This window comes from Pontibacter anaerobius (assembly GCF_026241195.1).
Taxonomy (GTDB): domain Bacteria; phylum Bacteroidota; class Bacteroidia; order Cytophagales; family Hymenobacteraceae; genus Pontibacter; species Pontibacter anaerobius.
The window spans coordinates 290,279-313,645 of the sequence record NZ_JAPFQO010000007.1 but is presented as its reverse complement, the minus strand read 5'-3'; the positions used below and the strand labels follow the sequence as shown (position 1 = coordinate 313,645).

General features: G+C 53.0%; 13 protein-coding genes. 1 reads left to right on the top strand and 12 read right to left on the bottom strand.

Translation table 11 applies throughout. The annotated features are described in order from the left end of the window. Window positions 1-120: 120 nt before the first annotated feature. The 6 genes from OO017_RS12040 to OO017_RS12015 all read right to left on the bottom strand — a co-directional run bounded on the left by OO017_RS12040 (window position 121) and on the right by OO017_RS12015 (window position 8,035). Complete coding sequence (locus tag OO017_RS12040; protein ID WP_266052743.1) at window positions 121-2,208, bottom strand: M16 family metallopeptidase; 2,088 nt, start codon at window positions 2,206-2,208, stop codon at window positions 121-123. Between the two features lie 129 nt (window positions 2,209-2,337). After that, complete coding sequence (locus OO017_RS12035) at window positions 2,338-3,675, bottom strand: M16 family metallopeptidase (RefSeq protein WP_266052742.1); 1,338 nt, start codon at window positions 3,673-3,675, stop codon at window positions 2,338-2,340. Window positions 3,676-3,892: 217 nt separating this feature from the next. Continuing rightward, window positions 3,893-4,483 (bottom strand): CDP-alcohol phosphatidyltransferase family protein, encoded by a 591-nt coding sequence (locus tag OO017_RS12030; protein WP_266052741.1) that lies wholly within the window; start codon window positions 4,481-4,483, stop codon window positions 3,893-3,895. Window positions 4,484-4,555: 72 nt separating this feature from the next. Further along, window positions 4,556-5,761: a hypothetical protein gene (locus OO017_RS12025; RefSeq protein ID WP_266052740.1), complete on the bottom strand. Its 1,206-nt coding sequence runs from the start codon at window positions 5,759-5,761 to the stop codon at window positions 4,556-4,558. 5 nt (window positions 5,762-5,766) lie between these two features. Next, a complete protein-coding gene (gene dgt, locus OO017_RS12020) occupies window positions 5,767-7,140 on the bottom strand; it encodes a dGTP triphosphohydrolase (RefSeq protein WP_266052739.1) in 1,374 nt (457 codons plus the stop codon). 16 nt (window positions 7,141-7,156) lie between these two features. Further along, the gene (locus OO017_RS12015) at window positions 7,157-8,035 is read right to left on the bottom strand and encodes a DUF3667 domain-containing protein (RefSeq protein ID WP_266052738.1); all 879 of its coding nucleotides are present in this window, start codon (window positions 8,033-8,035) and stop codon (window positions 7,157-7,159) included. A gap of 665 nt (window positions 8,036-8,700) precedes the next feature. On the opposite strand from OO017_RS12015, the gene OO017_RS12010 reads away from it, so the two are divergent. Next, window positions 8,701-9,159 (top strand): Hsp20/alpha crystallin family protein, encoded by a 459-nt coding sequence (locus OO017_RS12010; protein ID WP_266052737.1) that lies wholly within the window; start codon window positions 8,701-8,703, stop codon window positions 9,157-9,159. Between the two features lie 65 nt (window positions 9,160-9,224). Here OO017_RS12010 and OO017_RS12005 read toward each other — a convergent pair whose 3' ends face one another. From OO017_RS12005 to OO017_RS11980, 6 genes are all read right to left on the bottom strand, one after another. Continuing rightward, complete coding sequence (locus OO017_RS12005) at window positions 9,225-11,354, bottom strand: T9SS type A sorting domain-containing protein (protein ID WP_266052736.1); 2,130 nt, start codon at window positions 11,352-11,354, stop codon at window positions 9,225-9,227. A 202-nt stretch (window positions 11,355-11,556) separates the two neighbouring features. Next, window positions 11,557-13,560: a M56 family metallopeptidase gene (locus OO017_RS12000; RefSeq protein ID WP_266052735.1), complete on the bottom strand. Its 2,004-nt coding sequence runs from the start codon at window positions 13,558-13,560 to the stop codon at window positions 11,557-11,559. Beyond that, entirely contained in the window at window positions 13,557-13,946 is a 390-nt protein-coding gene (locus OO017_RS11995) for a BlaI/MecI/CopY family transcriptional regulator (RefSeq protein WP_266052734.1), read from the bottom strand. Before OO017_RS11995 ends, OO017_RS12000 begins: the two co-directional genes overlap by 4 nt. A gap of 1,129 nt (window positions 13,947-15,075) precedes the next feature. Continuing rightward, the gene (locus tag OO017_RS19940) at window positions 15,076-17,061 is read right to left on the bottom strand and encodes an OmpA family protein (RefSeq protein WP_304608482.1); all 1,986 of its coding nucleotides are present in this window, start codon (window positions 17,059-17,061) and stop codon (window positions 15,076-15,078) included. A 16-nt stretch (window positions 17,062-17,077) separates the two neighbouring features. Next, entirely contained in the window at window positions 17,078-18,046 is a 969-nt protein-coding gene (locus OO017_RS11985; RefSeq protein ID WP_266052733.1) for a PorP/SprF family type IX secretion system membrane protein, read from the bottom strand. 4 nt (window positions 18,047-18,050) lie between these two features. Beyond that, complete coding sequence (locus OO017_RS11980) at window positions 18,051-23,027, bottom strand: PKD-like domain-containing protein (protein WP_266052732.1); 4,977 nt, start codon at window positions 23,025-23,027, stop codon at window positions 18,051-18,053. Between the last annotated feature and the right edge of the window lie 340 nt (window positions 23,028-23,367).

The window sequence follows — 23,367 nt, the reverse complement described above, 5'->3', positions numbered from 1 at the left end:
ACTAGCGGTCGCTCCGGGATTCTCAGCTTTCACTAGGGAAGCTTTTATCAAAATACCAGCAATAAAAAAAGCGGCTGCCCTAACAAGAGCAGCCGCCTTTAAATCATCAGCAAGTATAAACTATAGCTTAAACGTATCGTCGCTCAGGCCTTTGTTTACTTCAATATTCTGTACTTCAGCTTTGATCGTCTGCGGCCCTACTACGGTTTCTACCATGTATGGGAACTTCACGCCGTTTACTTCTTTGTAGTTGCTATAGGTTTTGGTTTGGGTGATGATGCCCTGCGGTGTTTCCAGGCTGTTTACCTCTTTCAGGCGCAGGCCGGAGTCTTTGGCGTAGTAGTGCGTGGTCTTCTGCCCATTTGGCTGTGTTACCTCTACAGCGTAAGCCTCAGTGCCATCCACATCCTCTACACCGGTAAGCTTTGTTTGAATGCCCAACTTCTCGTACTGCAGCACCGGGAACAAGTTGGCTTCCAGCTTCTGCGCTTTCAGGTCTTCACCGGATATTTCCTTGTTCATGCCCTGCATCGGAGCTTCTATCTTGCCTTTATCCCCGTTGATGATCACGCGCTGCATCGGGTTGTTATTCATCAGCACCTGCACCGCAAACTTATCGTTGCCTTTCTGCTGCTGCTTAAACACCAGCGTCATACCTTGGATAGAAGCATTGCTAGTAACAGTAACATCCTTTAGCTTCTCGATATTTGCTTTCCCGCCGATGGCTTTGATGTAGTCGTTGATCACCTGCTCTGCGGTCAGGCCAGCCGGAACGCCCATAGCCTTACGGTCTACTTTCTCGCCTACAGTGTTGTAATAGGTGATCTGGCTGTCGTCCTTATCGAATTTCTTCAGCTTGTCAGCTATCTCGGAGGCGTTGCCTACAGCCAGCACATACATTTTATCCGGGTTAATATACTTCTGCGCCACACGCTGCACATCCTCAGCCGTCACGGCCTCCACCTTCTTCAGGTAGTTCGGGTAGTAGTCTTCAGGTAAACCATAACGCGCCGTGTTAATGGCGTATACTGCCACGGTAGCCGGATTCTCCAGCCCGCGGCCGAAGCTACCCATGACGTAAGCCTTCGCATCGCGCAGTTCCTCGTCGCTCACACGCTCGCTGCGGATTTTGCTCAGCTCGTTCATAAACTCCACCACCGCACTGTCGGTAACCGCGTTGCGCACGTTGGCACTGGCGTTAAAGCGGCCCAAAATCTCATCAGAACTGATAGAAGAGTAAGCGCCGTAAGTATAGCCGTGCGTTTCGCGCAGGTTCTGGAACAAGCGGGAGTCCATGCCGCCACCCAGTATATTGTTCATCAGCGAGGTCGCCACGGCATCCTGTGCACCCGGCTTCAGGTCGGCAGGATTTGTAAGTATAAGCGAGCTTTGCACTGAGCTTGGCCTATCCACGATCACTACCTGCGTTTGCTCCGGCTTTTGCGGCAGTTCATACTTTATCTCCTCCACATTGCCTTTCTTCCACTTGCCAAACGACTTCTTCAGGAGTTTCTTCATCTCCTTCGGGGTTACGTCGCCCACCACGGCCAGGTAGCCGATGTTCGGCTTGTAGTACGTGTTGTAGTATTTCTGAATGTCCTCCAGTGTAAAGTTGTCCACCGTCTGCTCTGTCATCAGCTCACCGTAGGGGTGGTCTTTGCCATACAGCACCAGGTTGCGGGTGCGGCTGGCAATGGCATCCGGGTTGTCCTTGGCCTGCGCCAGGCTAGATTTCATCTGCTTTTTGATCTTGTCCAGCTCCTCCTGCGTAAACTTCGGGTTCAGCAGCGCATCCGTGGTCAGGTCAAGCAGCACGGGCAGGTGTTTCTTTAAAGCCGAGGCGTTGAAGCCGGTAGAAGAGAAGCCCAGGTCGGCCCCAATGAAGTCTACCTGCTCATCAAACTGGTCTTTGGTGCGGTTGGTGGTACCCGTGCGCATCATCTGGCCCGCAGCCTGCACGTATCCGGCTTTGTCGCCTTCCAGGATCGGATCGCGGTCCAGCACCAGCGACATAGAGACTACCGGCTGCTTATGGTTTTCTACCACGTATACTTTCAGGCCGTTCTTTAGAGTGAAGTGCTCATACTTGCCCAGCTCAATTTTGGGCGCTGGGCCCGGAGGCGGGGGAGTGGATTGTTGTGCCTGGGCCGGCATCACGCACGTTAGTGCCAGCGCCAGAAATGCGGTACTATATAGTTTCTTTATCATGATATATCTCAGATTTTGATCCCGAAAAAGGATTCATCGGCAAAGGGCAAAAGGCGAGTTAAAGTATAATTTCTCTTTTGCAGTATGCAACGAGGCCTTTTGTCCGGCTTAGTCCTTTGTCTAAAATAACTACTGCTTTGCTTCAGCTGATTTTGGCAGGTAGTGCAGCACCACGCGGTTGCTTTTGGTCAGGTACTCCTTGGCCACACGCCGGATGTCTTCCTTTGTCACGTTCAGGTAGCGCTGCAGCTCCGTGTTGATCAGGTTTGCATCGCCGAAGTATACATGGTAGTTGGCCAGGCTCTCGGCACGGCCAGCCACGGTGCTGTTCTGCTGCACAAAGTTACTCTCTACCTGGTTGCGCAGTTTTTGGAACTCACGGTCAGTTAGCGGCTCTGTCTTCACACGCTCTATCTCGGCGTTCATGGCTTGCTCCAGATCATCCACTTCCACGCCCATGTTGGCAATGGCAAAGGTCAGGAACAGGCCCGGGTCTTCGGTAGGGAAGGGGATGGAGGCAGCGGCCACGGCTTTCTGCTGCTTATCCACCAGCGCCTTCGGCAAACGTGCACTCTCGCCACCGCTCAGCAGCGTAGTCAGCATAGACAGGGCGTAGAAGTCATCCGTGCCCTGCTCCGGCACATGGTAGGCCTGGATAACGGCTGGCAGTTGGATGTTGTCATACACCGTTTTGCGACGCTCCTCGGTCTGCTTCGGCTCCTCTACATCCGGGCGCGGAATCTCTTTTGTTCCTTTCGCGATGCCGCCAAAGTACTTTTCGATCATCTTCTTGGTTTCCTCAACGTTGATGTCGCCCGCCACGGAAAGCGTCGCGTTATTCGGAACGTAGAAGGTCTTGTAGAAATCACGGAATTCCTCAATGCTGGCCGCGTTCAGGTCCTCGAAAGAACCGATCGGCATGGTTTTGTAAGGGTGCTCTTTATAGGCCAGGGCAAACACATTCTCGCCCATCGAACCGTAAGGCTGGTTGTCGATGCGCTCACGCTTCTCCTCCTGCACCACCTTACGCTGGGTTTCTACGCCCACCTCGTCCACCTTGGCGTGCTTCATGCGCTCTGCTTCCAGCCAAAGGCCAAGCTCCACCTGGTTCGATGGCAGCAGCTCATAGTAGTAAGTGCGGTCAAAAGAGGTATTGGCGTTCAGGGCCCCGCCGGCTTTCTGTACCAGGGAGCTATACTCGCCGCGACCGATGTTCTCAGTGCCCTCAAACATCAGGTGCTCGAAGAAGTGCGCAAAGCCGGAGCGACCCTCCACCTCGTTTTTGGAGCCTACATGGTACAGCACCGACACCGCCACATTGGGCGTAGAGTTATCCTGGTGCAGGATTACGTGCAGGCCGTTCGGGAGCGTGTACTCCGTAAACTCAATCTTGTTGCTTTTGCTCTGCGCCATTGCCGCGAGGCTGGTGGCACACCACAAAAGGCAAATGATAAACTTGCTTTTCATGTGTTTTGGTTAGTTGATAAGAGTGTAAAAGGCCCGTAGGCCTTCTGCCGCAGCTGTGCTACAACGTCTAAAATTAATTCAAAAAGCACTAAGAAGCGAATTTAGGCGCCGCTTAAGCAGCCGCATTATACAGATGAGAGGGGCGCGCAGACGAACCCACTTTTTTTATAGACGAATGTGCAGGAGGGGCGAAAGCAAGATGCCTTCGGCGAGCCATTTACTGAAGCCGCCTTTCCTGCAGCACCCAGTACAAACCTTTTACGTTGCTCCTCCACCTGGGCAGCCGCAGCACCAGCGCCAGTTCCTCCAGCTCCGCCAGTATGGCTACGGCCATGGCAAAATAGAAGTACCAGCCTATAAAGCCAAACAGGAAAAAGCTGAAGTAGAAGATGCCTAAAAGTATGAAAGAGATTTTGTCGAGGTAGGTATGGAAGCTGCTTGGTTTACCGTAGCGAAGCATCGAAGCTCCCAGTTCCAGAAAGTATAGACCCACTAATATGCTTAATAACACGGCCTGCTCCGCCAGGAAATCGGGCCTGAATATAAGCAGGCTGGCCAGCATGAACGGCACCGTGAGCAGGTCGCCGTACGTGTCTAGTTTGGCACCGCGCCTGCTCTTCTGCCGCTGCCGCCTCGCCAGCAGGCCATCTATGCCATCCGTGGCCAGGCTGATAGCCAACAGCGCCAGGAATATCCGTTCATGCCTGTTTAACAGCGTGTACAGCAACGCCGGTACTGCCAGCAACCGGTAAACCGAGAGCCAATCCTGCAGCCTGTATGTTTTGAAGTTGAACAGCGACTGAGACATACGCCAGTTGTTACGTTTTAGCTCATACGCTGATGATGGAATTAGGGATGGATTCGGGGAATGCTATACTTGCTAAAACAGCAACTGCAGCTGGCTCACCACAAACTTCTTTGGTACATTGAGCAACAACGATAGTACGAAGAATGCAAAGATTAAGAACTTCATCCGTACAATTTCCTTGTTCATATCTGGCAGCGAGACAAAACTATGCAGTATACCGATGAATGCCATAAAGCTAAGCGGGGAGAGCAGGCGATAATCCAGGTCATCGAAATGTGACAGTATGCGTAGCGCAAGTATCGCCACAAAGTATAACAACCCGATGCTGAGACAAGTCACCGAAAAGCTGTTTTTCCTTGTTTCACACCCAAAGCTGTAATACTTTTTTAAGTTGATGCCAATGTATACCAGCACCAGCAGCTGAAGCAATGCTGTCGCATACAACAGGTAGTCCGGTTGGTTTTGGGGCCTGTACTCCCGGATCACCAGGAACTCATTCATCAGCCCTTTCAGCAGCATCGGCACAAAGCTTCGCGCCGCCTCTGTCTTGGCCTCCAGCCTGTCAAACCCTGTGGCAAAACCGCTCAAGGCATAGTTGGCATATAGGTAGGCGCCGGCAAGTATGGCCAGGAGCAGGGTGGCCCCCAAAAACCAGGATGCTTGTTTATACTTGCGCAGGTACCCAAAGTATAACCCGAGCAGCGCGGGCACGCTAAAGGAGAAGGCCCCCACGTAGCGGACCAAAAACAGTGCAAGGCAGATAAAGAAGATGAAGACCAGATTCCTGTTGATGTGCTCTTCCCCCCACACTTGGTTGGCAAAATAAGCCAGCAAGAGCAGTAGCAGCAGAAAAGGAGCCTCAGACCAGGTAAAGCTGTGTACCTCCAGGAAAGTATAGGCCCCGTACACGGAGGCCAGCACAAAGGAGTATGGCCTGTTTATTTGCCGCAGCAGCAGAAAGCCGCTACCCAGCAATAGCAGGTTCAGTATTTTGGAGGCCCAGTATACATCCAGCGTAGTTAGCTCTGAGAAAACATAGATCATAACCGGGTAACCGACAGGCCAGATGGAGAAGTAATGCCTGCCCGCTCCTTGCGCATCCGGCACATAAAGCCCGTAAGCGTCCTTGAGGTTCTGGGCCAGCCCGAGGTAAGCCTTGGAGTCGGGGCTCAGGTAGCCCGTGCCTTCCACGCTAATCCTGAAAAGTATGATTGCAGCGGTGGTCAGGTAAAGCAAAAGCAGCAGCAAATCTGCTCTCCTCAGTTTATCTTTTAACATAGCCCCTAATACATCCTCGGCAGCTCAATGCCCTTTATCTTGCGGTACAACCCCAGCGCGGCTTGGTCTGTGAGGCTTGTAACGAAGTCGCAGATGTGGATGATGCGCTCGTAGTCGGTGGCAGATTCTGGTAAATCTAAATAGTGCGGCGGAATGAGTGCGCCCAGTTTGCGGTGGTGCTTAGACTCAGGCTTGAACACGGCTTTTATACCAGCGTCCAGTAAACCGCCGAGCACCTCAAAACCGGCTGCCTCAATCTCCAGCACCGGGCGGTTCTGGTAAATCAGCTTTATAGACAGGTCCTTTATTTTATCCAGCACAGCCTTACAGCTAACTTCGTTTATCAGGGGCTTGTCGTAGGTGCCGGCCAGTATCTCCTCCTCGTGCTGCAGAAAAATGCCCGTCGTCTCCTCTATCAACTTCCCGATAATGCGCGCACGGAGGTAACCGATCTCTTCTTTCCAGTCATAGAAAGTGAGGCTGGACTTACGGTTGGGGTCGTCGTTCAGAATCTGGCGGAGCAGGTCCAGGCCCTGTTCCTGCGGCACCAGGCCTAGTTTCAGACCGTCCTCAAAATCGATGATGCGGTAACAGATGTCGTCGGCGGCCTCTACCAGGAAAGCCAGCGGGTGGCGGTGGTAAAACACCTCTTCGCCCTGGCTTTTATTCAGCAGGCCCAGTTCCTGCGCAATGGTGTTGAACCACGCCTTCTCGGTCTGGAAAAAGCCATACTTCTTCTCGCTGGTGCTGTTCGTTTTTTTGATAACCGGCAACGACTCCTTAGGGTACTTGGTAAAGGTAGCCAGCGTGGTAAAGGTCAGGCTGAGGCCACCGGGAAGGTTACAGTGCGCCGGGTAAGTATAGGTCAGCACCCGGAAACCTGCGGCGTTGCCCTCGTAGCTATACAAGTCTGCCTTTTCTGCCTCCGACAGGTTTTGCAAGTATGGCTGTGCCTCATCGCTTTTAAAGTATGCCGAGATGGCGTCCTCGCCGGAGTGGCCAAAGGGTGGGTTGCCGATGTCGTGAGCGAGGCAGGCGGCGGCCACCACATCACCGAAGTCAGCCTCCTGAATATTCTTTTCCTCTGCCAGCTGCGGGTTACGCTCTAGTATGTTTTTCCCCACAATGCGGCCCAGCGAACGCCCCACCACCGATGCCTCCAGGCTGTGCGTGAGGCGGGTGTGCACAAAGTCGCTCTCCGGCATGGGCATCACCTGCGTCTTGTTCTGCAGTCTTCTGAAGGCGGAGGAAAACACAATGCGGTCGTAATCGCGCTGAAACTCGCCCCGCACCGACTCATCCGTAGTATACTTTTTATCGGTCGTTTCGAAGCGTTTTTTGGAGATGAGCTTATCCCAGGTAAGTATGTTTTGCGGCATGGCAGGCAAGTATAAATCAGCTCAGCAGGATGCTCACCACCACGTTTCCGAAGAGAGCGACACCCAGGCAGATGATGTAAATAAATGAAACAGGTATAAATTTCAGAAGCGTTTGCAGGTATGTCTGCTTGTACACGCGCTGCATGGCAAGATAAGTATAAACCGCTGTGATCAGCACCACCACCCAGAAAATGTCCACGCCCTCCGGCAAAAAGAATTTAAGCGCCAGGTAAACCGTGAACAGAATGAAAAAGAACGAGTGCATGTGGATGGAGAACATAAGGTGCTCCACGTAGTTGCGGCGCAGTTTCCGGTAAAACAGGTAGAGCAGGTACCCGAAGAGCGGCATCAGCAGGAACATCAGGAAAGAGGTGTTTTTGATCAGCTTGTCGCGCAGCAGTTTTGGGTTTGTCTTAGCCTTATCCGCCTTCTCTAGCATTGCCAGTATACCTTCTTGCTCTACTCCTACCTCGTTGCCCACCTGCGCGCGTACAGAATCTAGCCTGGCTACTGCGGCTTTCTCCTCCGGATCCATATTCTCTAAAGCGTCCGTTCTGTTTAGGCCCACGTTCATGGTGTTGGGGCTGATAGCTAGCATGAAGAAGAAGACCAAGCTGATGAACACGTACAGCCGGAATGGCGGCACATAGGAGGCCCGCTGCCCTATGTTGAACTTCTCGGTAAGCAGGCCGGGTTTGAAAAGCAGGTACTTGAGCGTAACCCAGAACTTGGCGTCGTAATGCATTGTGCCCTCCAGGAACTCCTCCACCAGGTGCTTCACGGGCACGTTCAGGTCGTGGTTCTCCTGCCCGCAATTGGGGCAGTAGTTGTTTACCTCCTCAAAAGTGTAGCCGCAGTTGGGGCACTGCGTAAACTTGCGTCTTTTCTTTTCCATAGGCTATGCCCCGGCCAGCCGGGTATTTCCATGCTATCTCAAATATAGCTTTATACCTATAACAAAACCAGTCCATACTTCCAGAACTACAACAGCGCCCTGAAAAAATTAATGGCACAACACATTTTTTTCAGGAGCCCCATGTGACAAACCGGCCTTTTTCTACCAGCCAAAACATGGCCCTACAATTATTAAACGCAGTTTTGCATTAAACATGGCACTGAAAAACCCCTTTTTCTGATGTTACAAAGCTGTCTCAAAATACCTTGTGTTATAGAATTGAGGTGTGCATTTTTACGACATCGTTCACAGTGTTTCCAAGCTTAGAAAACCCTTAATGCTCTAAAACCTTACACTGTGGCGCGTATACCAAGGCTGTAATTTCTATGTGTGTTACGCAAACCATGGTGTAGCAGGTGCCACTTCTCCCAAAAGGCAGGCAACAGTCAGTTTCCCCAACTGCATGTTGCCTGCCTTTTTACTTTCTGCCTGTAACCGTCCCCATTTTTTAAGTAAAAGCCTCCGTTACACCTGCCAATGTTGCCGACACAGCACAACGTATACTTTAGCAACTCGTAAAACTTGATAAAAGACAAACATTTATCATTAAAATATATTTATATTATACTTAAAAGTAGAAGGAGGAATAAACCATGGCAAACTTGATGACTAGAAGAAACAGGGGAAGTATGGCTCCGGCCCGTTCTGTTTTCTCTGATTTCTTTAGCGATGTAGACCGTTTTTTTGAGAATGACCTTTGGGGAATGCCTTCGCGTATGGGGCAGCAGATGATGGCCAACGTGCCTGCCACCAACATCCGCGAAACCGATAAAGGCTACGACATTGAGGTGGCTGCCCCAGGCATGAAGAAAGAGGACTTTAATATTGATGTGAACGAAGGCATGCTGACCATCAGTTCTGAGAAGGAGGAGGAACAGAAAGAAGAGCAGGAGAACTATACCCGCCGCGAGTATAACTACAGCTCTTTCAGCCGCTCTTTCCGCCTGCCAGAATCTGTGAAGGAGGATGACATAAAGGCTAACTACAAAGACGGCGTGCTGCACGTTATGGTGCCTAAAGGCAAAGACAAGGAGAAGCCAAGCCGTAAGATCAAGATAGATTAGAAAGAGCAAACGTATAAAACAGCAGCGCCGGAGTTGATAGCTCCGGCGCTGCTGTTTTATACGTACTATATTTTCAGGATTCTCTCTGTGCCGCTCTTGTTGCCCTCCTGCCACTTCAGGAAGTATATACCGGCGGCGAGCCCTTGCAGGTCTATGCTGTATTCGCTGGTGCCCGTACTGAAGCTGACCTTGTAATCCCTTACCATTTGTCCCCTGGAGTCGTAGAGTTGCGCCTGCAAAGTGGCGTTGCGGCTAACCAAATACCTGAGGGTAATCTGGCTGCTCTCGCCGCCAACCGGGTTAGGGAAGTAGCGTAGCACGCGGAGGTCGGCCGGGTTCACAACCACTGCACGTGGCGAGAAGCTGCTTTCAGCGTTCTGGTACACTACCTCAAGGCGATAGTACGACTGGTCGCGCAGCGGGTCGGTATCCGTGAAAGTATAGAACAGGTCCGTTTGGCTTGGGCCTTCGGCGGCTACTGTGCCCACGTCTTCCCACGAGATGCCATCGGCGCTTCGCTGTACCACAAACTGATCCACCTCCTGCTCACCCCGGGTGGTCCAGTCCACCTGCACGGCATTGGATGAGGTAAACTCGGCATCGAGCGTCAGGATCTCCGGGGCCAGGTTACACTCCCCGTTCGGGTTAGGCACCATTGGCGGAACACTGCAGGCATTTTCGCCGACACTGTTCGCCACCACCAACTCAGCACCCTCAATATCAAGGGAGCTAAGGTCGCGCTCCAGACGTGCGTACTCTATGGCATAAAACATAACCGCGCGCGGTATGTTCACGTGCCCAAGCTGGTGTGCATGGCCAAGCTCATGCAGCACCACCGTCTCAAAGTCAAACTGATCGGCCCCCGGCCCGCCCGGCCCATACTGCCAGTTAATCTCGCTGTTTATCTCCATATCAAACTCCGTAACCCAGAACAGCGTGTCATTGGTTACAAGGCTACGGCAGCCCTCGTAGCGGCTAATGGTTCGCGCCAGCACCGACTCGCCCACCGTAGACTGTGAGGCAAAACGGACTACGGAAGAACCGTCTTCTGACGCAGCGTTTATCTGGGTAAGCCCTCCCAGCACCCAGTTTATCTCCGACACGCAAACCCACGTGTTTACGGCCCGCCGAAAGCCCTCTTTGGCCGCCAGCCTGCTATCCATACTTTCGGAATACAGAATGGTGTAACCGCCTGCGTTATTCTGACTGGTAAGTATGGGGCGGAAGGACTTATCGTTAAAATCGATGTTGGAGTAGGCAAATTCCAGTGTAATGCTACCCACAGAGGTAAAGGAGGTGCCGTCGTTGGCGGTTACACGGATAGGGCCTGAACCGGCCGTGCCATCATCCTGCATCACAGAAGGGATATACATGGTGATGCGGGTGTTCGTCCAGGATATGTACTCCGACGGGAGCGGCTTTACGAATGTCTGTCCGCCATCATCTGCATTCCGGAACTCCACAAACCCGTTACCACGGCTGTTGCCAAAGCCTGTACCGTTTATGGTAAGTACTGTGCCCGTGCCTGCGCTGGCTCTTGTAGGCGAGAAAGAGGTGATGACAGGCGCCATTGCGCTTTGCTGCTGCTTCTGCCCGTTCTGTACAGCAGAGGCCTTCAGTTTCTGGTTTTCGGAGATGGTCCTGAACGGCAGCCCCGTCTTCTCGCGGACTGCATCATATAGTTGCTGCACATTATCGTAGCTCTCAAAAACACCTCGGGCGGTGCGGTTTTCCACATTGTAACGCACAAAGCCCTGCTCGCTGCCGTAGGCGCGGGTGCTCAGGGGCAGGTTAGCCGGTGTGCGCTGCAGCATCTGCTGTCGCTTTAAAAAGAATAGCCCTTGCTGCCCGGGCCGTAGTTTAAGCGCCGTGGAGAAAACGTGTTTTTTCATGCCCACCGTGCCTCCTTCTGTAACCACCTCTATCAGCTCGGCCTTGACTTCGCCTTTAAAGGATTTATATACTTTGATGATGCTGGAAGTATAGATGTTCTCGTGACGGGCATCCCAGAAAGACTCTTGCCGCACCACTTCCCCTTCCACTACCATCTCAGACTGCTGCACCCGTTCCTGCAGCGAGAGCGGTATCATGTGTTGGGTATCGGAGGCGAAGGCGCGTGAAGAGAGCAGGAAGAGCAGCAGCAATGTAAGCGCAGCACGCACACATGTCTGGGTCAGGGGAAACATTTTAGCCATAAAGAAATATATGGGGTGATGACAGAATGAAACAAACGTTTAAGCCGGCCAAAAGGCGGGTACGCATACTTACGCAATTTACCCTATTTAGGGATATGTACGCCAAGCATAAAGTATAGCTTGCCAGATACTTAAAAAGTATAAAGCCTACCTTTTTATACATCAAAGGTAGGCTTTATTGCGAAATTTGCATAGTCAAAGGTTACGGCTGCTTATCCGGGTGCAGCCACTTTTTATACTTGTCGTATACCTTTTGTGGCTGCTCCTTGTCGTTGATGTACAGTGTGTTGTTATTTATCCTGATGTTAAGGTTGCTGCTATCGCTCTCAATCAGGCCATCTTTTACCAGTTCCTCCTTCAACTGGCGCATGTTTTCCATGTGCTTCTGGCGGTGCTCCTCCATTTCCGCCCTTCTTACTTCCATCTCGGCACGGCGGGTTTCCATCTCAGCGCGTCGGGCTTCCACCTCCTGCTGGCGTGCCTCCTGGCGGGCTCTCATTTCGTCGGCTCTTTCGCGGCTTCTGGCCATCATTTCTTTTCGCCTCAGGCTGTCTCCGGCTATACGTCTCACGATAACTTCCTGTTCGTACAGCTTCATCTGCTGCGCATAGCGGTCCAACTCCGCATCATACTGCTTCATCTCGCGCTCGTAGGCTTTCTGCTTCTTTTTGCTGGCTCCTACAGGCGGAGCTGGAGGTGCGGGTGGGGCAGGGGGAGGGGGTGGCGCAATACCAGGTGCAGGCATGGGCGGCATAGGGGGCAGCGGCGGCACTCCGGGAACAGGTGGCAATGGCGGAGGTGTCTCCCCATCATAACGCTCTATGATGATTCTCTGTTTACGGGTATCCCTTTGGGCGCGGGCCAGGGCTTCACGCTCCTGCTCCAGCAGCACCTGCAATTCCTCACGTGTTGCTTTAGGCGCATCGTTTGTAGCCTGCAGGCGCTGGTCTACAAGATTTTTATACTTATCGATGTCGCGTTTCGGGATGCGCTTGCCGTCTACGTACAGCTCTTTTACTTTCCCCTTTTTATTCGTGATGATTACCACATTCCGGTTATTGCCTTGGGCGTCCTGCGCGGTATAACTCACGGCTTCTCCTGCTTCCTCAGCAACTTCAGGCTCTGGTACAGTTGCTTCTTTTTCAGGCTGAGCTGGCTTTTCCGCCTCCAGCGGCTGCCGCTCGGCCATCGCCCCAAAAGACACTGCCAGCAAGCCTACCACCAGCACCAGCCCGGCTGCAAATCCCTCGGTAAAGGTTGGCTTCAGGGGCTGCCCCACCAGGCGTTTAATCCGGTTCATCAGAGAGCCTCGTTGCCCTGAGAAAGCCACAGCCATACCCGGCGCGGCGGGCATGCGCATCGCCTCCAGCTCGGCAAGGGCGCGGGCATAGGTTAGGGAGTCGCCGCAGAGGGCCACCGCCATATCATCGCAGCAGTGCTCGCGCTCGGCACGCACCACCCCCGATACCCACCACATGGCCGGATGGTAAAAGTATAGCATGTCCACCACCGACTGCAGCAGGTTTAGCAGGTAGTCTTTGCGGAGGATGTGTGCCAGCTCGTGGGCCAGTATAGCCTCTACCTGCGCCTGCGACAGACCGGTAACCGCACCCATCGGCAGCAGGATCACGGGCTTAGCCACACCAATGGCCATGGGCACCTGCACCAACGCCGACTCCGCCAGCCGCACGGCTTGCTGCATGCCTAACCGCCTCTGAAGCTGGTTCAGCTTCTGCTGCCACTGTACCCCAAGCGGAGAAGTTTTATAATGGCGCAGCCGCTGCGTATAGGCCAACCCGCCTATAAACCGGACGGCCATTAGCGCCAAGCCCAGCAGCCACAGCGTTACCAGCAGCGGCAGGTGCTGTTCAAAGTATACCTGTGCGGTTCCCACCGGATCGGCCCAAAACGAGGCATTTATACTTATAACCGGAGCCTCTGCCGCCACCGCTATACTTTGCATTGCAGTTGCGGCACCCTCAGCTGTATTAAAGTATAAAACAAATGTGCCCACTGATAGCAGCAATTGCAGCAGCATAGCGGAGCTTGCCACGGCATAGCGTGTTTTGGCAGGTTGGCGGTGCAACAGCACCAGCAACAGGCTTAGAAACAGCGCCACTAGGGCACCCTGCCACAACGCGTGCAGCAGTGTCCAGCCGAGGGCGCTTACCAGCCCCTCGGGTAACAGGTTCGGGATCAGGCTCATTGGTTACCTCCTTCCAGTTTATCTAACAGGTTTCTGATTTCGTCAAGCTCTTCCTTGGATGTGCGGCTGTTGCCGAGCGCCTGCATCACCAGCTTACTAGCCGAGCCCCTGAAGGCAGTGTCCAGAAAACGGCTGAGCAGTTGCTGCTGCGTGTCCTCCTCCTGCAGCAGCGGCTTAAAGATGTGCGAGCGGCTCGACTTGTCAGCCTCCAGCATGCCTTTCTCCGTCATTAGCTGCATGATTTTGAGGGTAGTGGTGTAACCGGCTTCTTTGGTCTTGCTGAGCTCCTCGTGCACGAAGCGCACCGTGCTCGGGCCGTGCTGCCACAGCACCTGCAGTATCTCCAGCTCCGACTCCGTGGGTTTAGGGATTTGTGGTAAGGTCATAAGGTAGATGTAGTTATGCGGTGTTTTAAGGTTGTACTGCAAGTATATACGAATTGTTTCGTAATAAGAAATTTATTTACGATTTTTTTCGTAGTTAATAGTATTAAGGTAGACCCGGTTATTATTGGCAAAGTCTGCACTTTAATTCTGTGCTATACTTTCACAGCCGCTGCTTTCTTTAGCTTGATACAAGCTATCCTTTCTAGCTGCTGTTTATCCGCAGTCTTACAAACCTACAGTTTCATTTCTGGCTTTGGCTCCCTCCAGCCCGGCAGGGCTCGTCTTCCCGCATCGCGCTGTGTTCCCTCCTGCGCCAGGGCGCTGCCGCTCTCGCGGCACCGGATCTCACAAGGCGCTCAACAGAAAGACTGGGATCAGTTCGATAGCCACTGCTCACGAAGCTTCAGCAGAACTCCCCTCCTTAGCTAAGGAGGGGCAGGGGTGGTTGGCCCCGGTAACTACTAAAACTCCCTCTCCTGTTTTGGGAGTAGGGCCCCTCGGCAGAGAAGGGGGCGGGGGGATGACAATCGCCTGCCGAAATTCCCATCTCGGGAGGGGCAGGGGTGGGTTTACACCTGTAGGGACAGGTTGCGACCTGTGCGCGGATACCAGCAGCAATTTATATTTCAGCTGCAGCAGCTCAAGAACTCCCCCTCCTTAGCCTAATGAGAATGAGAGTTTGAAACTAGCGAGCGTAGCTCTGTGGGGCCAGGGGTGGTTGGATGCCCCCCTTTTTTGGGGTAGGGGCGCTCGAGAAAAGGAGAGGGCTGGGGCGAGGTATAATTCCTCCTTCGAAGCAGGCTGCTTCACTCTGATAAATGAAGCAAAAAAATAGTTATCATTCTGTTAAGAAACTTGGTAGCTGGAACTCTAAGCCTATACTCCCAGCTTCCAAAATCCTTTCTGGATGACAAAAAGAGGAGAATGAAACGACCCTGCCTTCGGGCAACTGCATCTGGCAGCTGCTTCAGCTGGTGCACGGTTTTGTTCAGCTCCTGGGTTTTGTTTCGAAGCACGGCATTCAAGGCAGCAAGTATAAAGCTACTCTCGCGCAAAGATATATCAAGCTTAAAAAAAGAGGGCCGCAGAAATCATACCTGCGGCCCTCTTTTTATACTTGTTCTTTCTGCTATCTCAGTATTTTAAACTCCGTGCGGCGGTTCTCCTGGTGCTGCTGCTCCGAGCATTTTGCCCCATCCTTACACTTGTTTATCAGCTTGGTTTCGCCGTAACCTCTCGCCACCAGCCTGTCGCGGCTAATGCCCTTAGATACCAGGTAATCCACAGCAGACTGCGCACGTAGCTGCGACAGCATTTGGTTATACTCGTGTGTCTGGCGGCTATCGGTGTGTGAGCTCAGCTCAATGCGGACCAGCGGATTTACCTGCAGTATCTGCACCAGCTTGTCAAGCTCCTTAGCGGCAGCCGGTTTAATATCGAACTTATCCAGGTCGTAGTAGATGTTTTCAACCACGATCGGCTTGTTGGGTGTACTGCGGATAAACACCAGCTCCACCTGCACGGTGTCGGTTTTGTAAAGGCACTCCGGCGTAAACGTTACCGCCTGGTCCAGGTACCCTGCTTTGCTGCCTTTGATCACGTATTTGGTACCAGCCACCACCGGGAAGTAGAACTTACCCTCCTGATTAGAAGTTTCCTCTACAAACTCATCGCTGCCATCAACATACAACTGCAGTTTTGCCTCCGTAACCGGAACAGCCACTGTTTTTACCGTGCCCTCCTGCGCTAGCTTTTCTATTGTTTTGCCTACCAGTATACACGGCACTTTATATTCCTTAAACGTCAGGATGTCGTCGAAACCGGTTTCAGAGAAGCGGCTGGATGACAGCATGCCTTTTTTACCGGTACTGTCTACCTGGATACCGAAGTCGTCTTGGGCCGTGTTTATCGGGTACTGCAGATTCTCCACCTTGCTCCATGCTTTGTGAGTACCTACGGCCTTGAACAGATCGAGACCACCCATTCCCATGTGTCCGTCGGACGAGAAGTATAAGCTACCGTCTTCGCCCAGGCTTACAAAGCTCTCGCGGCCACTGGTGTTCACCACAGCGCCAGCGTTTACCGGCTGGCCCCACGATCCGTCTTCCTGCCGTTCGCTGTAATAAACGTCTGTCTCACCGTGCCCGCCCGGCATGTCCGATACAAAGTATAGCACCTTACCGTCAGGAGTGATGGCGGGGTGACCTATGGAGAACTCATCCGTATCATTATACTTAAAAGCCTCTGCCTTTTGCCACTTCTTGCCGTTGAACTTTGACATGTAGATGCCATGGCGGTTGGTATGCGTACCCTTGTCGCTGCCCTTAAACCAGCTGGTAGGGTCGGAGTTGTTGCCCTCGGCGGCCCTTTTCTTCACCACACGTGTGCGGGTAAAGTACAACGTCTGCTCTTTCTCCAGATAGTCGGCCGGGCCGTTGTGGTAATCAGTGTTGATAGAGCTCGGAAGCGGTGCAGGGGTAGCCCAGGTGCTGTCCGTAACTTTTGGGGCAAAGTACATTTGGATGAAGCCGTTTCCGGTCCAGTTGTTCCGGGCAGTTTGTTTTTTGTTGTTCGCCTCCAACCTGTCAGAAGAGAAGAACAGGCCTTCTTGGGTGCGTACCGGGCCGAAGTCTGCCCCATCCGAGTTCATCGCCTCCAGCTGCACAATATCGTATGGCTTTGGGTACTTCATCCACTTCATGGCTGTGTCGCAGGAGGCGGCCATACGCAGGGCTACCTCACGCTGGGCCGGCACCTTCTCGCTGTACTCCAGGAAGAGCTGCTTTGCCTTGCTGTAATTGGCATTACGCTTTGCCGACTCTGCATACAGGAAGATATTTGCGGGATCCGCGTCGGGGAACGCAATAGCCTGGGCATACCAAAACTCAGCGTCTTTGCTGTTGTTGAGGATACGGTAGCTGTCAGCAATGCGCTGCACCACCTTCAGGCTCGGCTCCTCTTTCTCCAGTACTTTTTTATAGGCATCCAGGGCCAGGCTGAACTCAAAGTTGTTAAAGTACTTATCAGCTTGCTTCATATCCTGTGCCAGCACAGGCAGGCTCATGCTGATTGCTAGCAAAACCAGCACTAAGCCAAGGGTAAAATTACGCTTCATATAAGAGTGGTGTAAACTATAGGTTTCGAGGTGTCAGGATGCGGCCATACTTCTTTTTCAGGAAATAGTAGCCCACCGATACTTCGTGGCTAGAGTAGTTTTTAAGTTCGTTGAGGCTAATATCGTAAGAATATCCAATACGCAGCTTCTTTGTAGCGTAAATTTGTGTAATCAGGGCGATGGCGTTTCGCTTGTCCAGCTGCTTCATCTCCTGGCTGGTAAACATCGGCACTGCCGTACGGTACGAGGCCCCGAGCCATAAGCGGTTGTACAGCAGCACAAAAGCGTTCAGGTCCACGGAGGTCGGGCTTCTGAAATCCTCTTTTATAAGTATACTTGGCTTCAGGCGTACGTCCCGGTTTATATCAAACACGTAACCGCTGGACAGGAAGTAGTGGCGGCGAGGTGTGGCAATCTCGGTTTTGTCGTCTTTAAACGGAATCAGGTTCGCCACCGAGAGGCCCGCATAGTAACGTTCTGTGTTAAAGAAAGCTCCTATTTTAAGGTCTGGCAGCACCTGTGCCACCCGCCCCTCCGGTATGGCCTGGTCAGGCATCTCGCTTCCGGGGTCCAGGCGTGTACCATCTAGCACATACTGAGATGCACCAGCGGCAACTCCCAGCGCCAGGTCAGCATAGCGGCTTAACCTGATGCGGGTAGAGAGGGCACCGTAAGCTGATGTCTGGCTCTGCGCCCCGATCTCATCGTTTAGCAGGTGCACGCCCCAACCCAGGCTCTTGTGGCCTGTTGGCCCATCCACGCTCAGGGTCTGAGAGGTTGGTGCCCCCTGAAGCCCTGTCCATTGGGTGCGGTAGGTGCCATTAATGCTCAGTATCTCCTTACTGCCGGCGTAGGCGGGGTTTACCACCAGCTCGTTAAAGATGTACTGGCTGTACTGCGGAGCCTGCTGGGCAAAGGCGGCCGGGGCCAGCGCAATGCCTAGCAGCACGAGTAGTTTCTGTATTGCCTTCACGTTCGTTACCATCTCCTTACCTTACTATCATCACGTAACCTTTAAACATTTTATCCTGGCCATCGCAGAGCTTCACGCGCACCACGTAGAAGTAGGTACCCTCGCTCAGGTTGTCGCCGTTCCAGTTGTTCTTGTAAGCCTTGCTGTGGTACACCTGGTTGCCCCAGCGGTTTATAATCGTTACTTCGCTGTCAGGATAGTTGGTAAGGTTGCGTATCTCCCACACATCGTGCGTGCCGTCGTTATTAGGCGAGAACACATTCGGGAAGTGCAGCTCACTGTTTGCCATGGTTGGGCTCGGCGTAAAGTATACCGGAGCATCTGTACACCCACCATTTTTCGCTACCACTGATATGTCTCCGTTGCCGAAGCCTGCGGTTACCGAGATTTTTGTTGTGCCCTGCCCAGAGGTGATTGTCCATCCTGCCGGTACGCTCCACACATAATCGGTGGCACCAGGCACAGGCTCTACCTCATAGCTTAGGCCAACGCACGGCGAACTCACATCCTTTATACTTGTTACACCCTCTTCCGGCATGGCCGTCACTTCCAGAGAAGCAGGATCTGTGCTTCCGCAGCCATTCACGCCTTTTACCGTAACAGTTCCTACTCCCGCACCAGCCACTACCGTAATGGAAGCTTTGCCCTGGCCCGACACGATTTCCCATCCTTCCGGAACTGTCCATTCATAAGAGGCGCCTGCTTCCGGGTTCTGCACTGAATAGGTTACTGTGCTGCCGGCGCACATTTCAGGGGTTCCTGTTATAGCGCTTGGCGTGCTTGGTAAAGCAGGGGATGGCACTACCTCCATCTCAGCTGTGCCGCTTTCGGAGCAGCTGTTCTTAGCTGTTACTTTGATCTTGCCCGATGTTCCGTTTGCGATTACCTCTATCGTATTCGTGTTATGGCCCGATACAATCTGCCAGCCGGTTGGCACCTCCCAAATGTAGGTATCCACGTTGCCTGTGGCACTTGCCGAAACGCTGTAGGTGGTTGTTACGCCCTGGCAAGGGTTTACCGGCCCCATAGAGATCTCCGGCTTGAGTGGTGCCGTTTGTGCCATCACATTCATGGCTTCTCTGCCTTCGCTGCCGCAGGCATTTGCCACGGTTACCGTTACTTCTCCAGCCTCAGAGCCTGAGGTCACGGTGATACTGGTCGTGCCCTGGCCTGCTGTGATTGCCCAGCCGGTTGGCACGGCCCAGGTATAAGATACGGCCCCGTTTACAGGCTCAATGCTATAGGTTAAGCCAGGGGTGCCCTCACAGAAGCTCGCGGCAGGCCCGGCGATAGCTCCCGGTTTTATTGGGGTATTCTCTGCCACATCCACGGCCAGCTTAGCCACCCCGCTTTCGCCGCAGCTGTTGTCGGCCACCACGGTTACCTCGCCAGCTGTTGTGCCTATCCGTACCTCTATACTTTCAGAGCCTTGTCCGCTCAGGATCTCCCAGCCTTCCGGCACACTCCAGGTATAATTGTAGGCCGTGTTTACAGGGGCTATGGTGTATGTGGTGGTGGTGCTGGTGCAAACCTGCTGTGAGCCGGAGATTTCGCCCGGAGTAGCAGGAGGGGCCGTGTTCAGGATCAGGTTTCTTGAGATGGTGCCGCTATCGCCGCAGTCGTTTTTGCTGGTTACGCTAATGGCTCCGGCAGTGGTACCTACCATCACGGTTATACTTGGCGTACCTTGCCCGGATACGATGGTCCAGCCGGTTGGCACTTTCCAAGTATAGCTGGAGGCCCCGTTCACTTCTTTCACGGAGAAAACAGCCTCGGTATTTGCACATACATCCACGTTGCCAAGTATGGCCTCTGGTGTTGCCGGCGCTGTGTTGGTTGGTGTTACCTGCAGGGTCTGGGCAGCGCCCGGGCCGCAGCCGTTCTGCGCTGTTACGCTCACTGTGCCACCCGTTCCGTTTGTTTTCACACTTATGGTCGTGCCGTTATCCTCCAGCACTTCCCAGCCAGCCGGGAAAGACCAGTTATACTTGTAGGCATCCTTCACGGCATCTATACTAAAAGTATAAGTACCTCCGGCACAGGTCACGGTATTGCCCGAAATCGGCCCGGGCATTTCCGGCACGTCATCCGTCATGATGGTTGTCAGCTGGGTCTCACCGGTTATACCGCAGGCGTTTTCAGCCTTTACAGAGATAATGGTTGGCGTAGAGCCCGCGTTTACCACAATACTGGTCGTTCCTTGTCCGGATACTATCGACCACCCGTTGCTGCCGTCACCCACAGACCAGATGTAGTTAGAAGCGAAGGCGACAGGCTCAATAGTGTATGTTACTTGTTTCTGCCCCACGCACACAGAAGGAGGACCGTTGATGTCGCCAGGCTGGTCTGGAGGAGATGGCACCACGGTAACATTCACAGCTGCCGCCGTTCCCGCGCCGCAGTCGTTTTCGCCTTTAACGGTAACCTCTCCGGCCGTCTCGCCAGCTGTTACGGTTATTTTAGAAGTACCCTGGCCAGCCGTGATAACCCAGCCTGTTGGCACCGTCCAGGTATAAGTATTTACACCGGCCAGTTGCGGAACGCTGAATTCATAGCCTGCCTGCCCTTCGCATACTTCTCCCGGGCCAGAGATCGGAGCAGGAGGAAGCGGGGGTTGTGTCTGCGGAACAACATCCAGCGTACTGGCGGCACCCGTACCGCAACCGTTAACGGCCGATACCGTTACTTTGCCACCGTTTGAGCCCGTTGTTACGTCGATAGAGGTTGTGCCCTGTCCGGAGGTAATTGTCCAGCCGGCAGGCACGGTCCAGTTGTAGGAGTTTGCCCCGGCAGTTTCATCTATACTATAGGTGGCGGTTCCGCCCACGCAACCATACTGTACGCCCGAGATAGGCCCCGGCTGCAGCGGCACATCCTCTACAGGCACTACGGTTAACTTACTTTCTTCGCTCGGGCCGCAGTCGTTCCAGGCTACTACTGTCACATCGCCGCCATTGGCATTGGTGTTTACTGTGATTTTGGTAGTACCCTGACCTGATACGATCTCCCACCCGGCAGGCACAGACCACTCATACTTGGTTGCTGTAGGAACAGCCTCTATGGAGTACTCCAGCCCATTTCGGTTAATACAGGAGTTCACATCGCCGGCTATCGGGCCTGGTGCCGCACTTACAGAAGAGACAGGCGCCACGGGCTTGCTGGTTGGCTCGCTTGTGCCGCAGCCATTGCTGGCCCGCACCGTAACGTTGCCGGAAGAGCTACCAACCTTCACCAATATTTTGTGGGTGCCCTGGCCTTCTACAATCTCCCATCCGGCAGGCACTGTCCAGCTGTAGTTTGTTACGTTTGCAGCGTCAGCCACCTCAAAAGGCACGGTGTTGCCCACACAGCCCTGTACCGTGCCCAGGATCTCAGAGGGCGGGCTAGGGGTGGCGTCGTCTACCTGCACATACTTGGTTTGCGGTTCGCTAACACCGCAGGCATTTACCGCTTCAACTGTTATCGTACCGCTGCCGCCTGTTTTCACCACAATGACGTTTGTGCCCTGCCCCGATATAAATGACCATCCGTTGGGAAGCGTCCAGTTGTAAGAGGTGGCGTTTGCTACAGGCGCAACACTGAAAGTGGCTTCCGTTGTGGCAAGGCACAGGCCATCAGGACCAGAGATTGGGCCTGCCTGTGGTGGCACCGCAGCCTGCACTGTAATATCCAGCGTTCTGGCGGGGCCTTCGCCGCAGGTGTTGCTGGCCGTTACCTTCACAAAGCCTGCATTATCAACGATAGGCTCTGAACCTACTTTTACTTTAATGGAGGTAGAAGCGCCCATTGTACCTAGCTGCGTATAGCTCCAGCCGGAGGGCACACTCCAGGCATAGCTGGTGGCTCCCTCTACAGGATCGATACTGTACACGAACTCATCTCCCAAACACACCTCTGCCGGGCCTTTTATCTCACCTGTTTCTGATAGCAGCACACAGAAGCTGAGGGTACTAAGGTTGTTGCCTCGCACTTCATCTACACCAGACCCTGCCACGGCAGCCGTACTTGTAATGATACCGGCCTTCTCTATCTTAGCCGTAACCGTTAGCGTCACCTCGCTCTTATAGTCCATCCCCCCGATAAACCAGGTAAGGTTGTCAAACGTAACGCCCGGCCTTGAAGAGGAGTAGCTTAACACCGCCCCGGCCAGGTTCGCCCCGAAAATCTTCACGTTCTCCGCATTGGTAGGGCCATTGTTCTTTACGGTGATATAATAGGTGATCTGCTCCCCGAAGGCATAGGTATCCTCGCCTTTTGAGCCCGGCTCTTTTGAGAGCGTCACTTCCAGGTCGGCTGGGTAGGTAACCGAGTTGTTGGTGAATGTTATCTGGCCTTTGCTTCCGGTAGAGGGAGCAACCAGGCGCCCCTGTATCTGTGCGCCGTCCTCCATCACAATGTTGCCACCGGAGAAGATATTACCCAGTGCTGAGGCGCTTTTGCGTACCGTAACATCGCCACCTACTACCCAGAACAGGTTAATGCTGGCAGCCTTGTTCAGCAGCTCGTACTCAGCTTTGGTTATATCAAAGGTGCCGCTTACTTTAATTATGAAAACAGGATTGGTCTTGTTTTGACCGTCGAAAATCAGCTTGTTGTTGCCGTTTAGAATGGCGTTACCATCTATGGCATGCACCCCTGGTGTGATCGTCATGCCGCTGATCTCGCCGGCGGCAATGGTGCTGGTTCTGGGCTGGGCTGCCAGAAACGCCATGGCTGCGCGCGCATCCTCTACGGCCTGCTTGGCTAACGGGCCTTCATGGACGCCTTGAATGGCTACACCTGTTCCAGTTGGCTGGAAACCGGTTACTTTGCCGGGGTGCGCCCCCACCTTGGCTTGCACGACGGTATTACCCGTGTTGGAGATACCAGACGATGCTACTGCTCCAAACTCGTATAGAGCCCCAAGCGCAGGTGCTGTCTGGGCAAAAGCGCCAGCAGCCATTACGCAAAAGCACACTAACAAGAGTATGACTTTTTCTAACCAGCTTCTCATTCAGTTATTCGTAAAATTTTCTTATATACTTCTCTATTTAAGGTGAAACATTGAGTTTTTCCTGGCATCTCACATTGTACTAAATCAACAAATCCCAACAGGCTTTTCTCTCTGAGTCAGTTTTTCAGGTGCAATAATAGACTATAAAAGTTACATAGAAAAATTATTAAATCGCACCTATACGTTTATCCTCTATGCTACACCTAAAATTTCACAATTTTTGGTACAATACAAGTTTTACAAAAAAGTTTAAATTTTTTCATGACCAAATAATATATAAATATATGCATAAGACTATATATATCACTAATATAGCTTAATTTTTCTCTCTGATACCACT